Origin of the sequence: Pseudomonas sp. NFX98 (assembly GCF_047784845.1) — a bacterium.
Classification (GTDB): Bacteria; Pseudomonadota; Gammaproteobacteria; order Pseudomonadales; family Pseudomonadaceae; genus Aquipseudomonas.
Map to the genome: position 1 here is coordinate 1 of NZ_JBLNNF010000007.1, position 20474 is coordinate 20474.

Consider the following 20474-nt stretch of genomic DNA (forward strand, 5'->3'; position numbering starts at 1 on the left):
ATGGTGCGGGAGGCGATCAGGATCTACAACCAGGAGCGGCCGCACCTGTCTTTAAAATACAAAACGCCCGATGCGGTGCATCGGGCGTTAGGGTGAAGCGGGTGTAAACCTATTTCAGGACTAGACAGAGCGACTTATTGAGCCGGCTCGTTCTGAGACAGGATCAACTTGCCTTCCTTATCCACCGGAATCTGGTTGCCCGGATCACGATCCATGCGCACCTTGCCTTCCTTGCCGTCCAGCGAATAGCGCACGTCGTAACCGACAACCTTGTCACTGATGTCATTCACCGTATTACAACGGGTCTGGGTCGTGGTGTAGGTGTCACGCTCTTGCATACCCTCCTGAACCTTGTTACCGGCATAACCACCGCCGACCGCGCCTGCCACCGTGGCAATTTTCTTACCGGTGCCGCCGCCGATCTGGTTACCCAGCAAACCACCTGCCAGCGCGCCTACAACCGTACCGGCGATCTGGTGTTGATCTTTCACCGGCGCTTGCCGAGTGACCGTGACGTCCTTGCACACTTCACGTGGAGTCTTGATTTGCGTCTTGACCGGCTCAACAGCGAGTACTTGCGCGTACTCAGGACCGTTATTTTTAACCAGGCTGTAGGTGGCCACAGCACCCCCGGCAGTTACACCGACAGCACCCAATACCGCACCAACCAGCATCGACTTGTTCACATGAACCTCCTGACCATCACATGCGGAACATGTCCGCGCTTCTCCCAGCCTTGGAGCATAAAAAAAGGCGCGAGTTCAACTCGCGCCTTTTTCGGCTGACTACTGGAAACGCGATGGCCGTTATGGACGGTCGTCGACTTCCTTCTCGGTATTCGCCGGAGGAATCAGATCTTCCGTGGTCAGGTTCAGCCAGATCAGCACCACGTTCGCGATGTAGATCGACGAGTAGGTACCCGCCAGAACACCGATGAACAGGGCGATGGAGAAGCCGAACAGGTTGTCGCCACCGAAGAAAAGAAGTGCCGCGATCGCCAGCAAGGTGGAGATCGAAGTCGCCATGGTCCGCAGCAGGGTTTGCGTGGTCGAGATGTTGATGTTCTCGATCAGGCTGGCCTTGCGCAGTACACGGAAGTTCTCACGAACCCGGTCGAATACCACGATGGTGTCGTTGAGCGAATAACCGATGATCGCCAGTACCGCCGCCAGCACCGTCAGGTCGAAGGTGATCTGGAAGAACGACAGGATACCGATGGTCACGATCACGTCGTGGATCAGGGAAACGATCGCACCGACCGCAAACTTCCACTGAAAGCGGAACGCCAGGTAGATCAGGATGCCGCCCAGCGCCATCAGCATGCCGAGGCCGCCCTGGTCGCGCAGCTCTTCACCCACCTGCGGGCCGACGAACTCGACGCGCTTGACCGTCGCCGGGTTGTCGCCACCGACCTTCTGCAAGGCCTCGGCTACCTGGTGACCCAGTTGCGGGTCTTCGCCAGGCATACGCACCAGCAGATCGGTAGTCGCACCGAAGTTCTGCACGATAGCTTCGTGATAACCCGATTTAACCAGTTGCTCACGCACTTGGGTGACGTCGGCCGGACGCTCGTAGGTCAGCTCGATGAGCGTACCGCCGGTGAAGTCCAGGCCCCAGTTCATGCCCTTGGTGGCAACGCTGAACAAGGCCAGCGCGGTAAGGAACAATGTGACGCCGAACGCGAAGTTGCGAACGCCCATGAAGTTGATTGTACGTAACATGGCAGCCCCTTAAATCCACAACTTCTTGAAGTCACGACCGCCGAAGATCAGGTTGACCATCGCGCGGGTCACCATGATGGCCGTGAACATCGAGGTAAAGATCCCGAGGGACATGGTCACTGCGAAGCCCTTGACCGGGCCGGTGCCCATGGCAAAGAGGATGCCGCCGACCAGCAAGGTGGTCAGGTTGGCGTCGAGAATCGCGGTGAATGCCCGGCCGAAGCCTTCGTTGATTGCGCGCTGGATGGACATGCCCGCGGCGATCTCTTCACGAATCCGCGAGAAGATCAGTACGTTGGCGTCGACCGCCATACCCATGGTCAATACGATACCGGCGATACCCGGCAGGGTCAGCGTTGCACCCAGCAGCGACATCAAGGCCAGCAGCATCACCATGTTCACCGCCAGTGCGACGGTGGCGATGATGCCGAAGAAGCGGTAGATGGCGATGATGAACAGCGAGACAAACAGCATGCCCCATAGCGATGCATCGATACCTTTGGTGATGTTGTCCGCACCCAGGCTCGGGCCGATGGTGCGCTCTTCAGCGAAGTACATCGGTGCAGCCAGACCACCGGCACGCAGCAGCAGCGCCAGTTCGGACGACTCGCCCTGACCGTTCAGGCCAGTGATACGGAACTGAGCACCCAGCGGCGACTGAATGGTCGCCAGGCTGATGATCTTCTTCTCTTCCTTGAAGCTCTGGACCGGGACTTCTTTCTCGACGCCGTTAACTACCTGCTTGGTGTAGGTAGTCACTGGACGCTGCTCGATGAAGATCACCGCCATGCTGCGACCCACGTTCGAACGGGTTGCGCGGCTCATCAGCTCACCACCGTGGCCATCCAGACGGATGTTCACTTCTGGGGTGCCGTGTTCGCCGAAACCAGCCTTGGCGTCAGTCACCTGGTCACCGGTGATGATCAGGCCACGCTCGATCAACGCAGGAGGACGCTTGCCTTCGCGGAACTCGAATTCTTCGGAAGTGGCTTTCGAAGCGCCAGGCTCAGCAGCCAGACGGAACTCGAGGTTGGCCGTCTTGCCGAGGATACGCTTGGCTTCTGCGGTGTCCTGCACGCCCGGCAGCTCAACCACGATGCGGTTGGCGCCCTGACGCTGGACGATCGGTTCGGCAACACCCAGCTCGTTGACGCGGTTACGTACCGTGGTCAAGTTCTGCTTGATGGAGTATTCGCGGATTTCCGCCAGCTTGGCTGGGGTCATCGCCAGACGCAGTACCGGTTGGCCGTTGAGGTCGGCCGGAACAATGTCGAAATCGTTGAAATTCTTGCGGATCAGGCTGCGGGCCTGTTCGCGGCTGTCTTCATCAGAGAAGCCCAGCTGAATGGCGCCATTGAGTTGCGGCAGGCTGCGATAGCGCAGTTTCTCTTTACGCAGCAGGCTCTTGACGTCGCCTTCGTAGACTTTCAGGCGTGCATCGAGGGCTTTGTCCATGTCCACTTCCAGCAGGAAGTGCACACCACCGGACAAGTCCAGACCCAGCTTCATCGGGTGCGCAGCGAGGTTGCGCAGCCATTGCGGGGTGGTTTGCGCCAGGTTCAGCGCGACGACGTAGTCATCACCCAATGCCTTACGCACAACGTCTTTGGCTGGCAGCTGGTCTTCAGCCTTGGTCAGGCGAATCAGCCCGCCCTTGCCGCCGGCAGCCAGCGTGGCAGCCTTGACGTTGATCCCGGATTCCTTGAGCGCAGTGCTCACGCGATCCAGATCAGCCTGATTGACTTGCAGCGCAGTGCTTGCACCGCTGACCTGGATGGCCGGGTCATCAGGATAAAGATTGGGAGCGGAATAAATCAGACCAATCGCCAGCACCGCCAGGATCAGAATGTATTTCCACAGAGGATATTTGTTCAGCATCACGCCGCCCGTTTATGACGCGGGGCGCCTTGCGCGCCCCGTCGATTGAAGATGAAGTTGAAACTTAGATCGCTTTCAGCGTGCCTTTTGGCAGCGTGGCGGCGATGGCGCCTTTCTGGAATTTCATTTCGACGGTGTCGGAAACTTCCAGAACAACGAAATCGTCAGCCACTTTGGTGATCTTGCCAGCGATGCCGCCGGTGGTCACAACTTCGTCGCCTTTCTGCAGGCTGCTCAGCAGGTTTTTCTGCTCTTTGGCGCGTTTGGCCTGTGGACGCCAGATCATCAGGTAGAAGATGACCAGGAAGCCGACCAGGAAAATCCACTCGAAACCGCCGCCCATTGGGCTGGCAGCAGCAGGTGCAGCGGCGTCAGCCATGGCGTTAGAGATAAAAAAGCTCATTTAGCACTCCAGTTGCAAATGTTGAATCTTGGGGTCAGAAAACTCAGTCCAAAGGCGGAACAGGTAACCCGCGTTTGGCGTAGAAGGCATCGACAAAGGCGGCCAATGTACCCTGTTGAATAGCCTCGCGCAAACCAGCCATAAGCACTTGATAATGACGCAAGTTATGGATGGTATTGAGCATGCTTCCCAGCATTTCGCCGCACTTGTCCAGGTGATGCAGATAAGCGCGGGAGAAGTTCTGGCAGGTATAGCAATCGCAGGTCGGATCGAGCGGCGAATCATCATGGCGATGGAACGCGTTTCGGATCTTCAGCACGCCGGTATCAATGAACAGATGCCCATTGCGGGCATTACGGGTTGGCATCACGCAATCGAACATGTCCACACCGCGGCGCACACCCTCAACCAAGTCCTCCGGTTTGCCAACGCCCATAAGGTAACGAGGTTTGTCAGCCGGCATCATGCCCGGCAGGTAATCCAGCACCTTGATCATTTCATGCTTGGGCTCGCCCACCGACAGGCCGCCGATGGCCAGGCCGTCGAAGCCGATCTGGTCTAGGCCTTCCAGCGAGCGCATGCGCAGGTCCTGGTGCATGCCGCCCTGAACGATGCCGAACAGTGCCGCCGTGTTCTCGCCATGGGCTTCTTTCGAACGCTTGGCCCAACGCAGGGACAACTCCATGGAGATACGGGCAACGTCTTCATCAGCCGGGTACGGCGTGCATTCGTCGAAAATCATCACGATGTCGGAGCCCAGGTCACGCTGGACCTGCATCGACTCTTCCGGCCCCATGAACACCTTGGCGCCGTCGACCGGGGAAGCGAAGGTCACGCCCTCCTCCTTGATCTTGCGCATGGCGCCCAGGCTGAACACCTGGAAGCCGCCGGAGTCGGTCAGAATCGGGCCTTTCCACTGCATGAAATCGTGCAGATCGCCGTGCTTCTTGATCACTTCCGTGCCCGGGCGCAGCCACAAGTGGAAAGTGTTGCCCAGAATGATTTCAGCGCCGGTCGCCTCGATATCCCGTGGCAGCATGCCCTTGACCGTGCCGTAAGTGCCCACCGGCATAAAGGCCGGGGTCTCGACGGTACCGCGCGGGAAGGTCAAACGACCGCGACGAGCCTTGCCATCAGTGGCCAGCAGCTCGAAAGACATACGACAGGTGCGACTCATACAGTTTCCTCGGGGCCCGATTCTTTAGGGGCAGTCGGCGCAGGATTACGCGTGATGAACATCGCATCACCGTAGCTGAAAAAGCGGTATCCGTTGTCGACCGCGGCCTTGTAGGCAGCCATGGTTTCGGGATAACCGGCGAACGCCGAAACCAGCATCAACAGCGTGGATTCGGGCAAATGGAAGTTGGTGACCAGGGCATCGACCACATGAAACGGCCGGCCAGGGTAAATGAAAATGTCTGTATCGCCGCTGAACGGCTTGAGCACGCCATCGCGGGCGGCGCTTTCCAGGGAACGCACGCTGGTGGTCCCCACCGCCACCACGCGACCACCGCGAGCGCGGCAGGTAGCCACGGCATCGACCACGTCCTGGCCGACTTCCAGCCATTCAGTGTGCATGTGGTGGTCTTCGAGCTTCTCGACGCGCACCGGCTGGAACGTGCCAGCGCCGACGTGCAGGGTCACGAACGCGGTCTCGACGCCCTTGGCGGCAATCGCCTCCATCAGCACCTGATCGAAATGCAGCCCCGCCGTCGGCGCCGCCACCGCGCCCAAACGCTCGGCGTAGACGGTCTGGTAACGCTCGCGGTCGGCGCCTTCATCCGGGCGGTCTATATAAGGAGGCAGCGGCATGTGCCCGACGCGGTCGAGCAGCGGCAATACCTCTTCAGCAAACCCCAGCTCGAACAACGCATCGTGCCGCGCCAGCATCTCGGCCTCGCCACCGCCGTCGATCAGGATCTTCGACCCCGGCTTGGGCGACTTGCTGGACCGCACATGGGCCAGCACGCGATGACTGTCGAGCACCCGCTCCACCAGGATTTCCAGCTTGCCGCCGGAAGCCTTCTGGCCAAACAGCCGCGCTGGAATCACCCGGGTATTGTTGAACACCATCAAATCGCCGGGGCGCAAATGCTCCAGCAAATCAGTGAATTGACGGTGTGCCAGGGCGCCGCTGACCCCATCAAGGGTCAACAGGCGACTATTGCGACGCTCGGCCAGCGGATGGCGGGCGATCAGCGAATCAGGGAGTTCGAAAGTAAAGTCAGCAACGCGCATGATGGGGTGTCGTCTAGCAGGGCCGGGAAGTCTAGCGGAAATATCAAAATTTCTCCATGTGCCTGATTGACCAGCGGTTATCTCATCTCTATACTTCGCCGCCATTGAGCCCTGATGGCGGAATTGGTAGACGCGGCGGATTCAAAATCCGTTTTCGAAAGGAGTGGGAGTTCGAGTCTCCCTCGGGGCACCAAAATTAAGAAAGGTCTTGCTTAGCAAGGCCTTTTTTTTCGCCCGCAGAAAAGCACCTGACACCCCACCGCTCTGTGTAGGAGCTGCCGAAGGCTACGATCTTTTGATCTTGCTTCTCTTCCATGCAGCCACACCGCCGGACCATTTCACAAGGATTCCCCCCATGGAATTGCACCTGGAAACCGTCGCCCTCTTCTCCCTCAAACTGGCTTATGAGTCGGAAGATTCAAGCCCGATTTTGCGTGACGATCTGGTGATGGGTGACTACCAGCGGGATGTGTTTGAGTTGCTGGTGCGGCGGGGGGATGTTGAGGCGATTCAGCTGAAGGTGGATGCGTGTGTGGGGTTGGCGTTGGAGGCCATTGGCGGTGTGGATAAGCCGTTGGGGCGGGAGCTATGGAGATTATCGAGCGAGCTCCGCAATGCGAGGTCGATGGAGCAGCTTGGTACCCAACTTCTATCGCTTAAAGATTACCTGAAAGACATTTTGTGAGCACTGAACGACAAACCTGTCGTCAACTGCACAAAGAATGGGAGCAGCCTCCCCTCAGCCAATTTTCAAAGGGAGTGCTGCCTGCACCTTTTCAGATTTTTTTGCAAAGATGACATTGTTTCGAACAGATCAAAAAAATCGAGAGCGCTGGAGAATTCGCTGGATTAACTGAGCCTGAGCGCCAGATGAGCAACGATTTTGAGGGAACGACAAAACCACACTCTTCGATTGGCCGCTATCGTAGACCGAACTGCTAGGGATGATCTCAGTTTCGCTCGCACAAAATTTTACGGAGCTTGAGGCCTCGAAACAGAAGGATAGCTGTGCCATTTTCTCAGCTTCGCGTTTTTCTTCTAACAGGTCCATACACAAGCTCCTTCGCTTCTGGCCTTTAAAGGCGGCGGGATTCTAGTCCCTTCACTACCAATCCTTCAAGGGTAGAGACCGCCTCCATTGAGATACGTGCCACTGGTTCCGCGTCTCTGAGGATCATTCGTCCATCTTTTTTCCGACCAGCGGGATTGGCGGAAAAAAACTTAAGGAACCGAGATGGCGCCACGCCATCAAAAGGGAGCACGCGCACCTTCGTGACGTCACTCTCATTTTCAGTTATAGCATCTTGGTGCAGCCTGGTAGCAAGACTCTTACGATAAGGCTCAAGAAAAATCACTTCTTTGATCCCCGCCGCTACCAAATGCCTAGCACATGAATGGCATGGGTATGTGGTAACGAATAATTTCCCATGACGAATTTTCGCTCCGTCTGTTGCTCCAGCATTAAGCAAAGCGTGCATTTCAGCATGTACTGCCCTTGAGAACTCGATCAAACTTTTAAGTTGAGTTTTCCCCCTAATAACTGACAGAGCCGCATCTTTTTTTCCAAGGGGATTATTTCAGACTCAATAAGCTTATCAACTATATAATTAGATATCGCCTTCTTCTCTTGATCATTTGAGCAAACACCACCCCCCATATTCCAGCACCTACGATCTTCATCTGAATTTAGTCCATCCCCCTCAGTCTGATATAGCCCGCCAAATGCTTTAGGAACATCATTCCAACCTGTTGATATTAACTCGCCATCTTCACTTGTTATTGCCGCACCAACTTGTCTAGAAAGGCATGCTGAATTTCGTGCCGCTGAAAAAGCCGCATACATTGCGCGTTCATTTACTGTTGGAGTCGCAATCACGGTTCCCAACATCAAATCCAAAAACCTCTTCACTCTACTGAGCCGATGGGAGTCAGTTGTTTTCTCAACACGGAGGAAAAAGTCGGATTGAGGGAAGGTATCTTCAACTCGCTGCCCATGATCCATTTCTTCGCCTGAGTCACGATCAATCAACTCATGGATTTTCTCGTTCTTTAAGACCCCCTCTAGCCGAGCTATTCGCATTTCTATAGGTGAATAGACACCGACAACATATAACATTTCGCCATAGATCGACCGTAGGAGACGCAACTCATCAACATGCTTCACTGAGTCAATAATGTGACACCATTTCAGAGTAACATTAGGCACCAAATCATCGTCACCCTCTTCATTGAACAAGTCAGGATGCTGAGCCTTTTTAGCTGCTGCTGCTTTGACTTGTTCAGCAGCTCTCGCGACACTTATCTTTCTAACGGCGAGTTTCGCTAAGACTTCGTTGCCATGTTCCCTACGCAGATCATTCCCAGCTTCAATCAGCTCTTTAATCGAACTATTGGAAGCCATTCCAACTCTACTTCTTATTTCTTCACTAAGCCTGATTATTTCTACATGTTCATAGCCATAATCTGTACTCAGTAATAAGTCTTTAAAGCTTTGGGCAACTTCGTGCAGTGGCGTCCCTAACGGACCACACAAGGCAATGACCACTTGTGGCGTCAATGTCCTTTCAATAGCAAGCACATCATCGAAACCGCTACCAGTATTGGTTGCGCCGACGACACGAAGCCCTGGTTCAACAGCTGCCATGAGACACATCCTTTTGTAATTGTGCTGTCTGGATAATCGCATGACACCATCGATCCGGATAGCCCATCGAACGCTGCCATTTACCACTTACAATTCATTTGATAGTTCGCTGGAAAAACAGGTAGTTACAATTAGGGATGCCCTAGGCACACGCTCGTCCTTCCACATGCTTGAGGGGATGCTCCAAGAGGATGAAAGGAAAGGGCCGACTCAGAAAGAAGCTTCCGAAGGTTGCACGAGCCGGACCCGCACGATACCCTCCCACCGTCGCTGCCAATTCAGCGACCGGGTGTGGTAACCCGAGTTATTCAAGGCGCAACAGCGCCCCAATCACGTCATCAGGCGCTTTTTTTATGCCTGCGGCGTGAGTTATGGCGGCTGTGCGTGGGACGCCCTCGGGCGTGCCGGTTTCCTTGATTCCCGGTTTACCACCCTGCGCACAGCTGTCACCCATTCGTGTGGTAACGAACGTGGCAGCTCCTCATATCAAGGAGTTGGATAATGCGCAGTATCAATCCGTTTGAAACTTGGCTTTTCTCACTAGGCGATTCCCAATCGCGTAACGCCCTCCCCCATTGCCTCTCCATCCTCGGAGGTGGCCAATGACTGAGCAAACTGAACTCAAAACCATCGGCCTGACACCCGCCATCTACTGTGCGGATCAACCGCTGTTTCATGTCACTCGCGGGGTTCCTCTCGGTGATGCGTTGTCCATGGCTTCCGATTTTCTGTTCCTGGCCAAGACGCTCACTGAAGATGCTGCTTATGCCAAAGACACTGATCGACACGCTTGGGCTGCGCATTATCTGACTTCAATGAGTAAGGCGTTGGTGGATGATGCGGTGAAGGTGCTGACTCGGGATCGGGCTTTTGTGCCGGTGTCCAAGCGGGCGGGGGCTAAGGCTGAGGGTTAGTGGTTGAGGCCTGTGGGGGTGGTTTGTGAGGGTGGTGGCTGATTCGGCATTTGTGTTGGCTGAGTGGTCGCTATCGCTGGCAAGCCAGCTCCCACAAGGTATTGCGGCGTGGTGGCTGGCATTGTTTGGCTCGAGTGGGTGAGTGGTGATTGGGCTGACGCTTTCGCGAGCAGGCTCGCTCCCCTTCGTGACCGCAGCCTGAATTCAGTTATCAGGGTTGGACTCAAGTTCGCCTTGCGTTTTCACACCGAACAACCGGTCGGCTATCTGCCGACCGCGCTCTAATCCTTCCTCCGTTAACCAAACTGACTTGTTCCTGTTCACCGGATCGCTGATGAAACCCTGTTCATGCAATCGGTTCATGAATTCGAAGTCGAACCCTTTCCAGGTGTTGCCTTTGTCGGAACTGAAGGCTGCCAACAGGGCAAGCACGGCGTCTTCAATGAGTTTTTCGTCGTATTCCATGATCATTGCTACCTCATATTCAATAGCTATCGTCGGGTCTGTGATGGACGTTCCATTCCCCCTTTGACGTCCATAAAAACATAAGAATAGTGCGTTCAACCAGGTGGCGCCGGTGAGTCGTCCCACGGTTAATAGCCAACTATTCAACCGAGCAGGTATCGCCAGGTAACTGATTCAGCAGTGATGTTGGCTGGACTGGCGCTATCGCGAGTACGCTCACTCCTACAAGGGTAGCGTCATGCGTCAATTCTTCTGCTCCGTAGAATCGCCCTCGATTCTGATGCTTCTTCTCACCTCTAATGCTTGCTATACATCACCCATCGACAAGCCCTCCGGGCATTAGGTCGGTGTGTGAACGCCCTTGCGGCGCTCATCTAGACTTAATGGAGAGTCGTAGACAGAACTGAACACGTCGCTTTGGTGCAGTTGAATCAATAGCCGCGTGGCAATCTGCCTTTTATGCCCTGAAAGATGTGCGACAGAGATCGCATCGGGCACAACAAGATGCCCGCCAAGGGTGCCCTGGCCACCGGCCTGAAATCCACGATACCGTGACGTGGTGTGAGTGCCGCAGCCGACACTTTCGGACGACCGACGACCTTCTGGTTTGTCCGTGACCGTGAGGATTGCTGAATGCCTGATGAGTTGTTGCACCTGCCTGTGGTCAACAGTCTGCTGGAGCGCCATAAGGGCACCCCGGGTGCGCTGTTGCCCATTCTTCATGATATTCAGGAGCGTATCGGTTACGTCCCCGATGTCGCCGTCCCCGAGATTGCCCATGCCCTCAACCTGAGCCAGGCCGAGGTGCGTGGGGTGATCAGTTTTTACCATGACTTCCGTACCGCACCGCCCGCGCGACATATCCTGCGGCTGTGCCGGGCCGAGTCGTGCCAGAGCCGTGGTGCCGAGCAGTTGGCCGCGCAGCTGCGCGAGCGTCTGCAACTGGATGATCACGGCAGCAGCGCCGATGGCAGCATCAGTTTGCGTCCTGTTTATTGCCTGGGTGCGTGTGCTTGTTCGCCGGCGCTGGAGCTGGATGGTCGGGTGCATGCGCGGTTGAGTGCAGAGCGTCTGGATGCGTTGCTCGATGCTTGCCGGGAGGACGCGTGATGCCGACTCTTTATCTGCCTTGTGATTCGCTAGCTCGTGCCGTGGGGGCCGATGAGGTGGCGGTGGCGCTGATCACGCAGGCTCAGGAACGTAATTTGCCGCTGGAGTTGCAGCGCACCAGTTCTCGCGGTTTGTATTGGCTGGAGCCGTTGCTGGAAGTGGACACGCCGCAGGGCCGTATCGGTTTTGGTCCGCTGACGGCTGACGATGTGCCGTCGGTGCTTGAAGCGCTGAACAATTCATCTGCTCATCCGCTGGCCTTGGGACTGGTGGAAGAGTTGCCTTATCTCAAGTCTCAACAACGTCTGCTCTTCGCCCGCGCCGGTATTACCCGGCCGCTGTCGCTGGACGATTACCGAGCCCATGGCGGTTTCGAAGGTTTAACGAGGGCCGTCAGTATTGGCGGTGAACAGACTGCGACGGCAGTGTTCGATTCAGGCCTGCGCGGCCGGGGCGGCGCGGCCTTCCCTGCCGGGATCAAGTGGCGCACGGTGCGCGGCACTCAGGCTGCGCAGAAGTACATCGTGTGCAACGCCGACGAAGGCGACTCCGGCACTTTCGCCGACCGCATGTTGATGGAAGGCGACCCCTTCCTGTTGATCGAAGGCATGGCCATTGCTGGCATTACCGTCGGCGCCACCTTCGGCTACATCTATGTGCGTTCGGAATATCCGGATTCCGTAGCCACGCTGCGTGCAGCATTGAACATCGCTCGAACTGCCGGTTACCTGGGCGCCAATGTCGGCGGCAGCGGCCAAGCCTTCGATATGGAAGTGCGCGTCGGTGCTGGTGCCTACATCTGCGGTGAAGAAACCGCACTGCTGGACTCCCTCGAAGGCAAGCGCGGGATCGTCCGCGCCAAGCCGCCGATTCCGGCGTTGCAAGGGTTGTTCGGCTTGCCGACGCTGGTGCACAACGTGCTGACGTTGGCCTCGGTGCCGTTGATTCTGGCCAAGGGTGCGCAGTTCTACCGCGATTACGGCATGGGCCGTTCCCTGGGCACCATGCCTTTCCAGTTGGCGGGCAATATCCGTCACGGCGGTCTGGTGGAGCGGGCCTTTGGCCTGACCTTGCGGGAACTGGTGGAAGACTACGGCGGCGGTACCGCCAGTGGCCGACCGCTGAAGGCAGCGCAGGTCGGCGGTCCGCTCGGCGCCTGGGTGCCGCCCTCGCAATTCGACACGCCGCTGGATTACGAAGCCTTCGCAGCCATGGGCGCGATGCTCGGTCACGGCGGAGTGGTGGTGGCTGACGACAGCCTCGACATGGCCCACATGGCGCGTTTCGCCATGCAGTTCTGCGCCGAGGAATCCTGTGGCAAATGCACGCCGTGCCGCATCGGCTCGACTCGCGGCGTCGAGGTGATCGACCGTCTGTTGGCCGCACCTGACCAGAACAGTCGCGATGCGCAGGTGATCATCCTCAAGGACCTGTGCGACACCCTGCAATACGGTTCGCTCTGCGCGTTGGGCGGCATGACGTCTTATCCCGTGGCCAGCGCCCTCAAGCACTTCCCCGCTGACTTCGGTCTGCAAGCCTCGGAGGCCGAGCAATGATTACTCTCTTCGACCCGAAAACAGACATTGACCTTGGTACGCCGGCCCGCGACAGCCAGGTGCAAGTCACCCTGAACATCGACGGCCGCAGCATCAGCGTGCCCGAAGGCACTTCGGTGATGCGCGCCGCCGCGATGCTCGGCACCACCATTCCCAAACTCTGTGCCACCGACAGCCTGGAAGCCTTTGGCTCCTGCCGCATGTGCCTGGTGGAGATCGACGGCATGCGCGGTTATCCGGCGTCCTGCACCACGCCGGTCAGCGAAGGCATGAGCGTGCATACCCAGACGCCGAAGCTTGCGACCCTGCGGCGCAACGTCATGGAGTTGTACATCTCCGATCACCCGCTGGACTGCCTGACCTGCTCGGCCAATGGCAACTGCGAGCTGCAAACCGTGGCCGGTCAGGTTGGCCTGCGGGAAGTGCGTTATGGCTATGAGGGCGAGAACCATCTGGAGGACGTGAAAGACACCTCCAACCCCTACTTCGACTACGACCCGAGCAAGTGCATCGTCTGCAACCGCTGCGTGCGCGCCTGCGAAGAAACCCAAGGCACCTTTGCCCTGACGATTACCGGGCGCGGGTTTGAGTCCCGTGTTTCGGCTGCGGGTGGGGATAACTTCCTCGATTCGGAATGCGTGTCCTGCGGCGCCTGTGTGCAAGCTTGCCCTACCGCGACGCTGATGGAAAAAAGCGTGGTCGAACTGGGCCAGCCGGAACGCAGCGTGATCACCACCTGTGCCTATTGCGGCGTGGGCTGTTCGTTCCGTGCCGAGATGAAGGGCGACAAACTGGTACGCATGGTTCCGGACAAGAACGGCCAGGCCAACCACGGCCACTCCTGCGTCAAAGGGCGCTTTGCCTGGGGCTATGCGACCCACCCGGATCGCATCACCAAGCCGATGATCCGCAAAAACATCAGCGACCCGTGGCAGGAAGTCAGTTGGGATGAAGCGGTGACTTACGCCGCCAGCGAGTTCCGTCGCCTGCAACAGAAATACGGTCGCGATTCCATTGGTGGCATCACCTCCAGCCGCTGCACCAACGAAGAAACCTATCTGGTGCAAAAACTGGTGCGCGCCGCGTTCGGCAACAACAACGTCGACACCTGTGCACGGGTTTGTCATTCGCCGACCGGTTATGGCCTGAAGCAAACTCTTGGCGAGTCTGCCGGCACCCAGAGTTTCGACTCGGTGATGCAGGCCGACGTGATTCTGGTGATGGGCGCCAACCCAAGCGACGCCCACCCGGTGTTCGCTTCGCAGCTCAAGCGTCGACTGCGTGAAGGCGCGCGGCTGATTGTTATCGATCCGCGTCGCATTGATCTGGTGGACTCGGTGCATGCCCGCGCCGAAGTGCACCTGGCGCTGCGTCCCGGCACCAACGTCGCCATGCTCAATGCGCTGGCTCATGTGATTGTCACCGAAGGCTTGCTCAATCAGGACTTTATCGACGCCCGTTGCGAAGGCAGCGATTTCGCCAACTGGCGCGAGTTCGTCAGCCGTGCGGAAAACTCACCGGAAGTGCTCGGCGCTGTCTGCGGTGTAAACGCTGCCGACATCCGTGCCGCTGCGCGTTTGTATGCCACTGGCGGCAACGCGGCGATCTACTACGGATTGGGCGTTACCGAGCACAGTCAGGGCAGCACGGCGGTGATGGGCATCGCCAACCTCGCCATGGCCACCGGCAACATTGGCCGCGAAGGTGTGGGCGTGAACCCGTTGCGTGGGCAGAACAACGTTCAGGGCTCCTGCGACATGGGCTCTTTCCCTCACGAGCTGCCCGGTTACCGGCACATCTCCAACGAGGTGGTGCGCACGCAGTTCGAACAGGCGTGGAACGTCACCCTGCAATCCGAGCCGGGCTTGCGCATTCCCAACATGTTCGAGTCGGCACTCGCAGGCAGCTTCAAAGGTTTGTACTGCCAGGGCGAAGACATTGCCCAAAGCGATCCGAATACCCAGCACGTGACTGCGGCGCTATCGGCCATGGAATGCGTGGTGGTGCAGGATATTTTCCTCAACGAAACCGCTAAGTTCGCCCACGTGTTTTTGCCGGGCAGTTCGTTCCTGGAAAAGGACGGCACCTTCACCAACGCCGAGCGACGGATCTCCCGGGTGCGCAAGGTCATGGAGCCGCTCGGCGGCAAGGCCGATTGGGAAGGCACCGTGGCGCTGGCCAATGCCTTGGGTTACCCGATGAGCTACCAGCATCCATCGCAAATCATGGATGAAATCGCCAGCCTGACGCCGACCTTCACCAACGTCAGCTACGCCGAACTGGACCGCCACGGCAGCCTGCAATGGCCATGCAACGCGGCGGCACCGGACGGCACGCCGACCATGCACATCGAGGAGTTTGTGCGCGGCAAGGGGCGCTTCATGCTCACCGGTTACGTGCCGACCGAGGAGAAGGTCAACGCTCGCTATCCGCTGCTGCTGACCACCGGGCGCATCCTCAGCCAGTACAACGTCGGCGCGCAAACCCGGCGTACCGACAACGTTGCCTGGCACGACGAAGATCGTCTGGAAATCCACCCGACCGACGCAGAGAGCCGTGGCATCAACGAGGGCGATTGGGTTGGTATCGGCAGCCGCGCCGGCCAGACCGTGTTGCGCGCGCGAATCACCGAACGGGTCGCGCCGGGCGTGGTGTACACCACGTTCCACTTCCCGGAATCGGGGGCCAACGTGATTACTACCGACAACTCGGACTGGGCCACCAACTGTCCGGAATACAAGGTCACCGCCGTGGAGGTCAGTCGCGTTTATCACCCTTCGGAATGGCAGAAGCGCTTTCAGGAGTTCAGTGATGAGCAGCATCGTTTGCTGAAGGAACGTCGGCACCCCGAGAAAGCCGAGGTGCGCAAATGAGTACGGACAACCTGATCAAGATGGCCAACCAGATCGGCCAGTACTTTGCGACGCAACCGGACCAGGAGCAGGCGGTGCTCAGTGTGCGCAATCACCTGCAGATGTTCTGGGCGCCGAGCATGCGCAAGGAATTGCTGGCGTGGCAGACGGAGCACAACGGGGCGGATTTGCATCCGTTGGTGCAGGCGGCGGTGAGTGGGGCGGGTTGGGAGGCTTAGGCCTGCTGGTTGAAAAACCTGTAGGAGCATAGCTTGCTCGCGATAGCGTCAGTTCAGGCAACATTGATGCTGAATGTACTGGCCTCATCGCGAGCAAGCTCAGCTCCTACAAAAGCTGTGTGTTGCTCATAGCAGGTGTTGGGAGATCAATTTGGAGACCTCGACCATCGAGGTCTTCCCGGTGAACTCAAACTTCACTTTCCCCAACGACGAAAAATAGATTTCCAGTTCAGAATCCAGATCGAACGTCCCCGAGGTTTCCACCGAGTACGCCACGATGTTTTTGTACGGCAACGAAGTGAAGTCTTTCTTGCTGCCGGTGATGCCCTGCACGTTCACCGCGATGATGCGTTTGTTGGTAAACACCACGCCGTCGCGCATGGATTTGTAGGAGTCGATGACTGTCTCACCGTCCAGCAACAGGGCGGTCACGCGTTCGGCGTACTCGTCGTTTTGCTTGAGCTTGAAGAATCCCTTGTTGTTGAAGTCGATCATGGGTCATTCCCTGTGGGTCAAAACCCGCATCTAAGCACGACTTCATGGCATTGAGCCTGTCTTACTTGTCGCCACCTGTTACCCGCACCGCACTTTCAATGGCCCGCACGCTGATCGCCGCGAATATCGCGGTCAGCAGCACGCCGTTGAAGCCGAGCAGTATTGCCAGCAGCCGTGACAGCGGCATTTTCGGTACGAGTTCGCCGTAGCCGATGGTCAAGCCGGTCACGAAGCCGAAGTAGATGCCGTCGAATGGCTCCCAGCCTTCCAAATAGCTGATGATCAGCCCGCACGTGACGATGACGATCAGCATGGTGGAGAGGATCGGCCAGACGATTCGAAGGTAGTAACCGACGGCTTTGTAGAACTCTCGACGGATGTGCGACGTGTGATCGGGCTTCATGTCTTGGGCTTCCTGTGGGCAGCAGGCGGATTGGCACCCATCAGCTTGGCACAGGATCTGGAAAACGATGGCCAGGCCCTCGGCCCAGTGGCGGCCGAGGGCAAAAGCGTTCAGTTCGCTTCGGCTTCGCGGATCAGTTTCTTGTTGATCTTGCCGACGCTGGTCTTGGGGATTTCGGCGACGAATTTGAACTGCTTGGGGATCGCCCATTTGTTGATGCGCCCGCCATCGACGAAGGCTTGCAAGTGCGTTTCCAGGATCTTGCGGTCGAGGAATTGACCCGGCTCGCTGACGACCATCGCCATGGGCCGTTCACCCCATTGTTCATCGACGATGCCCACCACCGCGACCGACATCACCGCCGGGTGTTGGCTGATCAGGCTTTCCAGTTCCAGTGAGCTGATCCACTCGCCGCCGGTCTTGATCACGTCCTTGATGCGGTCCTTGATTTCCACACCGCCCCATTCATCTATCGACGCCATGTCGCCGGTGTGCAGCCAGCCGTTGTGCCAGAGTTCGGCGCCCTTCTCCTTATCCTTCAGATAGCCTTGGGTCAGCCACGGCGCGCGCACGACGATTTCGCCGAGAGATTCGCCGTCGTGGGCGACATCGTTGCCTTCGGCGTCGATGATCTTCAGGTCGACCATCGGCACCGTCGTGCCGGTCTTGATGCGGATCGGCAGTTGGGCTTCGGCGGGAAGCTTGAGGTCTTCGTCGCGCAGGTAGGTCAGGCACAGCAACGGGCAGGTTTCCGACATGCCGTAACCGGCGTGCACCACCATGCCTTTGTTGCTGGCTTCGCTGGCGATGCCCAGGGTTAACGCGCTGCCGCCGAGAAGCATTTTCCAGCCGTCGAAACGCGCCTGTTTGCCTTCCTCACAGTTGAGGATCATTTGCAGGATGGTCGGAACGCAGTGCGAAAACGTGACCTTCTCTTCGCGATAGAGCCGCACCAGGCTGTTGGGTTCGTAGCGGCCGGGGTAGACCTGCTTGATGCCCATCAGGGTCGCGACGTAGGGCACGCCCCACGCATGCACGTGGAACATCGGCGTAATCGGCATGTATACGTCGTCGGAGCGCAGCAGCGGCTGGCCCTGATAAACGCCCAACGTGCCAACGGCATTCAGCGTGTGCAGGACCAATTGGCGATGGGTGAAATACACGCCTTTCGGGTCGCCGGTGGTGCCTGTTGTGTAGAACAGGGTGGCGACCGAGTTCTCGTCGAAATCGGGGAAGGCGTATTGGTCGGATGCCTGGGACAGCAGATTTTCATACTCGCCCAACACCGGCAAAGACGTTGCGGCTGGTTTGTCTTCGGTCAGCTGAAGGTAGCCTTTGACGGTGGTCAACCGCCCGTGAATCTGTTCAACCAGCGGCAGAAAATCATCATGCACCAGCACCAGATCATCCTCGGCGTGGTTCATGGTGTAGAGCACTTGCTCCGGCGACAGGCGAATGTTCACCGTGTGCAGCACTGCGCCGATCATCGGCACGGCGAAGAAGCATTCCAGATAACGGTGGCTGTCCCAGTCGAGCAGCGCCACGGTATCGCCGGCCTTAACTCCCGCCGCCGTCAGCGCGTTGGCCAGCCGGCGGATGCGCTTGTTGAGGGTCAGGTAGTTGTAGCGCAGCTTGTCGGCGTAGACGATTTCCCGACCCGGCTCGTAGCGCACGCCGGACAGCAGCAATTGCTTGATCAGCAACGGGTAGGCGTAGGCGCCGTCGGCGGGCGGAATTATTTTTGTCGCCATCATGTTGGGGGTTCCTTGTCCTTTCAGAACTGATCGGCTTGCAACGCGAACAGGCACTCGCTGCCAGCCTTGGCCGATGCGCTCAACGAGTGGATACGCGGCAGCAGGCGGGCGTAGTAGAAGCGTGCGGTGGCCAGTTTGCTGACGTAGAAGTCGTCCTTCGAATGAGTGCTCATGGCGGCCTTGGCCATGCGCGCCCACATGTAGGCGTACGCGGTGTAGCCGAACACGTGCAGGTACTCGACCGAGGCCGCGCCGATTTCATTCGGGTTGCTTTGTGCGCGGTCGAGCAGCCACGCGGTCAGTTCGTCGAGGGTGTCGACGGCGGCGTTCAGCGGCTTGGTGAACTCGCCGAGATCGGCGCAGGCATTGGCGGTGAAGTTACGGATTTCCGAGGCGAACAAACGGTAAAGCGCCCCGCCACTGCCAACAATCTTCCGCCCGGCCAGGTCCAGGGACTGGATGCCGTTGGTGCCTTCGTAGATCTGCGTGATGCGCACATCGCGCACCAGTTGCTCCTGGCCCCACTCGCGGATGTAGCCGTGGCCGCCGAAGATCATCTGGCCGTGCAAAGTGGTTTCCAGGCCCATGTCGGTGAGGAAGGCCTTGGCTACCGGGGTCAGAAGCGACACCAATTCCTGAGCGCGGTTGCGGGTGACTTCGTCTTCGCTGAACTTGGCGCTGTCCAGTTGCAGCGCCACGTAACTGGAGAACGCGCGACCGCCTTCGTTCAAGGCTTTCATGGTCAGCAACATGCGCCGCACATCCGGGTGAACGATGATCGGGTCGGCGGACTGCTCCTTGAACTGTGCACCGGTCGGCGCACGGCTTTGCAGGCGATCACGGGCGTAGGCTACGGCGTTCTGGTAGGAGCGCTCGCCTTGCGCCAGGCCTTGAATGCCCACGCCCAGACGCTCGTAATTCATCATGGTGAACATCGCCGCCAGGCCTTTGTTCGGCGCGTCGACGATCCAGCCAGTGGCGCCGTCGAAGTTCATCACGCAGGTGGCGGACGCCTTGATGCCCATTTTGTGTTCGATGGAACCGCAGGAAAGCGCATTGCGTTCGCCCAGTGATCCGTCGTCGTTGACCAGTACTTTGGGCACTAAAAACAGCGAGATGCCTTTCGGCCCTACCGGTGCATCCGGCAGACGCGCCAGCACCAGATGGATGATGTTTTCGGTCAGGTCGTGCTCGCCGCCGGTGATGAAAATCTTGCTGCCACTGACTTTGTAACTGCCATCGGCCTGAGGCTCGGCGCGGGTGCGGATCATGCCGAGGTCGGTGCCGGCGTGGGCTTCGGTCAGGCACATCGAACCGGTCCAGGTGCCGGCGTACATGTTCGGCAGGTACTTGGTTTTCAGCGCTTCGCTGGCATGGGCGTTGATCGACAGGCAGGCGCCCGCCGTCAGCATCGGGTACAGGCCGAAAGACAGACTGGCTGAGTTGACCATCTCTTCGACCTGCGCCGAAATCGCCTTCGGCATGCCCATGCCGCCGAACTGTGGATCGCCGCCGACACCGACCCAACCGCCCTCGGCGAACGCTTGATAGGCCTCGGCGAAACCATCCGCTGCGCCGACCATGCCGTTGTTCCAGGTGCAGCCCTGTTCGTCGCTGGCGCGGTTGAGTGGCGCGATCACTTCGCCGCTGATCTTGCCGGCCTCTTCGAGAATGGCGGCGGCGGTTTCTTCATCGATCACTTCGGCCAGGCCCGGCAGTTTGGCCCACAACCGGGACACCTGGAAAACCTCGTTGAGTACGAAGCGCATGTCGCGCAGGGGAGCTTTGTAGTCAGACATTGT

21 protein-coding genes and 1 tRNA gene are annotated in these 20474 nt (G+C 58.2%); 8 read left to right on the top strand and 14 right to left on the bottom strand.

Going from position 1 to position 20474, the window contains the following annotated elements; genetic code table 11:
* Window positions 1-96 (top strand): integrase core domain-containing protein (locus ACM110_RS10665; protein WP_416127929.1); only part of this gene is annotated, 96 nt, incomplete at its 5' end.
* A gap of 38 nt (window positions 97-134) precedes the next feature.
* Here ACM110_RS10665 and ACM110_RS10670 read toward each other — a convergent pair.
* The 6 genes from ACM110_RS10670 to queA form a co-directional block, all read right to left on the bottom strand.
* The gene (locus ACM110_RS10670) at window positions 135-686 is read right to left on the bottom strand and encodes a glycine zipper 2TM domain-containing protein (RefSeq protein WP_338584890.1); all 552 of its coding nucleotides are present in this window, start codon (window positions 684-686) and stop codon (window positions 135-137) included.
* Between the two features lie 120 nt (window positions 687-806).
* Window positions 807-1721 (bottom strand): protein translocase subunit SecF, encoded by a 915-nt coding sequence (gene secF / locus ACM110_RS10675; protein WP_416127741.1) that lies wholly within the window; start codon window positions 1719-1721, stop codon window positions 807-809.
* 9 nt (window positions 1722-1730) lie between these two features.
* Window positions 1731-3599 (bottom strand): protein translocase subunit SecD, encoded by a 1869-nt coding sequence (gene secD / locus ACM110_RS10680; protein ID WP_416127742.1) that lies wholly within the window; start codon window positions 3597-3599, stop codon window positions 1731-1733.
* Window positions 3600-3663: 64 nt separating this feature from the next.
* Window positions 3664-4002 carry a preprotein translocase subunit YajC gene (gene yajC / locus ACM110_RS10685; RefSeq protein WP_016773317.1) on the bottom strand — a complete coding sequence of 113 codons (339 nt, stop codon included), beginning with the start codon at window positions 4000-4002 and terminating at the stop codon, window positions 3664-3666.
* A 43-nt stretch (window positions 4003-4045) separates the two neighbouring features.
* Window positions 4046-5161 carry a tRNA guanosine(34) transglycosylase Tgt gene (gene tgt, locus ACM110_RS10690; protein ID WP_160387208.1) on the bottom strand — a complete coding sequence of 372 codons (1116 nt, stop codon included), beginning with the start codon at window positions 5159-5161 and terminating at the stop codon, window positions 4046-4048.
* A 14-nt stretch (window positions 5162-5175) separates the two neighbouring features.
* Window positions 5176-6240 (bottom strand): tRNA preQ1(34) S-adenosylmethionine ribosyltransferase-isomerase QueA, encoded by a 1065-nt coding sequence (gene queA, locus ACM110_RS10695; RefSeq protein ID WP_416127743.1) that lies wholly within the window; start codon window positions 6238-6240, stop codon window positions 5176-5178.
* Window positions 6241-6348: 108 nt separating this feature from the next.
* On the opposite strand from queA, the gene ACM110_RS10700 reads away from it, so the two are divergent.
* Together ACM110_RS10700 and ACM110_RS10705 are read left to right on the top strand one after the other, a co-directional pair.
* Window positions 6349-6433 (top strand) — tRNA-Leu (locus ACM110_RS10700).
* A 162-nt stretch (window positions 6434-6595) separates the two neighbouring features.
* Window positions 6596-6925, top strand: coding sequence for a hypothetical protein (locus ACM110_RS10705; protein ID WP_416127744.1), 330 nt, complete (start codon window positions 6596-6598; stop codon window positions 6923-6925).
* 129 nt (window positions 6926-7054) lie between these two features.
* On the opposite strand, the gene ACM110_RS10710 is transcribed toward ACM110_RS10705, so the two are convergent.
* Genes ACM110_RS10710 through ACM110_RS10720 form a run of 3 tightly spaced genes read right to left on the bottom strand, consistent with a single transcriptional unit; the run spans window position 7055 to window position 8884 of the window.
* A complete protein-coding gene (locus ACM110_RS10710) occupies window positions 7055-7291 on the bottom strand; it encodes a hypothetical protein (protein ID WP_416127745.1) in 237 nt (78 codons plus the stop codon).
* A 25-nt stretch (window positions 7292-7316) separates the two neighbouring features.
* A complete protein-coding gene (locus ACM110_RS10715) occupies window positions 7317-7718 on the bottom strand; it encodes a hypothetical protein (RefSeq protein WP_416127746.1) in 402 nt (133 codons plus the stop codon).
* A 29-nt stretch (window positions 7719-7747) separates the two neighbouring features.
* On the bottom strand, window positions 7748-8884 hold the full coding sequence (locus ACM110_RS10720) for a cytidine deaminase (RefSeq protein WP_416127747.1): 1137 nt from the start codon (window positions 8882-8884) through the stop codon (window positions 7748-7750).
* Window positions 8885-9486: 602 nt separating this feature from the next.
* On the opposite strand from ACM110_RS10720, the gene ACM110_RS10725 reads away from it, so the two are divergent.
* Window positions 9487-9798 (top strand): DUF3077 domain-containing protein, encoded by a 312-nt coding sequence (locus tag ACM110_RS10725; protein WP_416127748.1) that lies wholly within the window; start codon window positions 9487-9489, stop codon window positions 9796-9798.
* Window positions 9799-10002: 204 nt separating this feature from the next.
* Here the strand turns inward: ACM110_RS10725 and ACM110_RS10730 are convergent, their stop codons facing one another.
* On the bottom strand, window positions 10003-10263 hold the full coding sequence (locus tag ACM110_RS10730) for a DUF6429 family protein (RefSeq protein WP_416127749.1): 261 nt from the start codon (window positions 10261-10263) through the stop codon (window positions 10003-10005).
* 633 nt (window positions 10264-10896) lie between these two features.
* On the opposite strand from ACM110_RS10730, the gene ACM110_RS10735 reads away from it, so the two are divergent.
* From ACM110_RS10735 to ACM110_RS10750, 4 genes are read left to right on the top strand one after another with little or no spacing between them, the layout of a single operon-like run.
* Complete coding sequence (locus ACM110_RS10735; protein WP_053162370.1) at window positions 10897-11373, top strand: formate dehydrogenase subunit gamma; 477 nt, start codon at window positions 10897-10899, stop codon at window positions 11371-11373.
* Window positions 11373-12929 carry a formate dehydrogenase beta subunit gene (locus ACM110_RS10740; RefSeq protein ID WP_416127750.1) on the top strand — a complete coding sequence of 519 codons (1557 nt, stop codon included), beginning with the start codon at window positions 11373-11375 and terminating at the stop codon, window positions 12927-12929. Before ACM110_RS10735 ends, ACM110_RS10740 begins: the two co-directional genes overlap by 1 nt.
* Window positions 12926-15802 carry a formate dehydrogenase subunit alpha gene (gene fdhF, locus ACM110_RS10745; protein WP_416127751.1) on the top strand — a complete coding sequence of 959 codons (2877 nt, stop codon included), beginning with the start codon at window positions 12926-12928 and terminating at the stop codon, window positions 15800-15802. The genes ACM110_RS10740 and fdhF overlap by 4 nt, the downstream gene beginning before the upstream one ends.
* Window positions 15799-16020 carry a formate dehydrogenase subunit delta gene (locus ACM110_RS10750; RefSeq protein ID WP_338584875.1) on the top strand — a complete coding sequence of 74 codons (222 nt, stop codon included), beginning with the start codon at window positions 15799-15801 and terminating at the stop codon, window positions 16018-16020. Before fdhF ends, ACM110_RS10750 begins: the two co-directional genes overlap by 4 nt.
* Before the next feature lie 126 nt (window positions 16021-16146).
* Here the strand turns inward: ACM110_RS10750 and ACM110_RS10755 are convergent, their stop codons facing one another.
* From ACM110_RS10755 to ACM110_RS10770, 4 genes are all read right to left on the bottom strand, one after another.
* Window positions 16147-16515 (bottom strand): PH domain-containing protein, encoded by a 369-nt coding sequence (locus tag ACM110_RS10755; RefSeq protein WP_416127752.1) that lies wholly within the window; start codon window positions 16513-16515, stop codon window positions 16147-16149.
* A gap of 61 nt (window positions 16516-16576) precedes the next feature.
* Entirely contained in the window at window positions 16577-16918 is a 342-nt protein-coding gene (locus tag ACM110_RS10760; protein ID WP_416127753.1) for a potassium channel family protein, read from the bottom strand.
* 110 nt (window positions 16919-17028) lie between these two features.
* A complete protein-coding gene (locus tag ACM110_RS10765; protein WP_416127754.1) occupies window positions 17029-18672 on the bottom strand; it encodes a fatty acid--CoA ligase in 1644 nt (547 codons plus the stop codon).
* A gap of 20 nt (window positions 18673-18692) precedes the next feature.
* Entirely contained in the window at window positions 18693-20471 is a 1779-nt protein-coding gene (locus tag ACM110_RS10770) for an acyl-CoA dehydrogenase C-terminal domain-containing protein (RefSeq protein ID WP_416127755.1), read from the bottom strand.
* Between the last annotated feature and the right edge of the window lie 3 nt (window positions 20472-20474).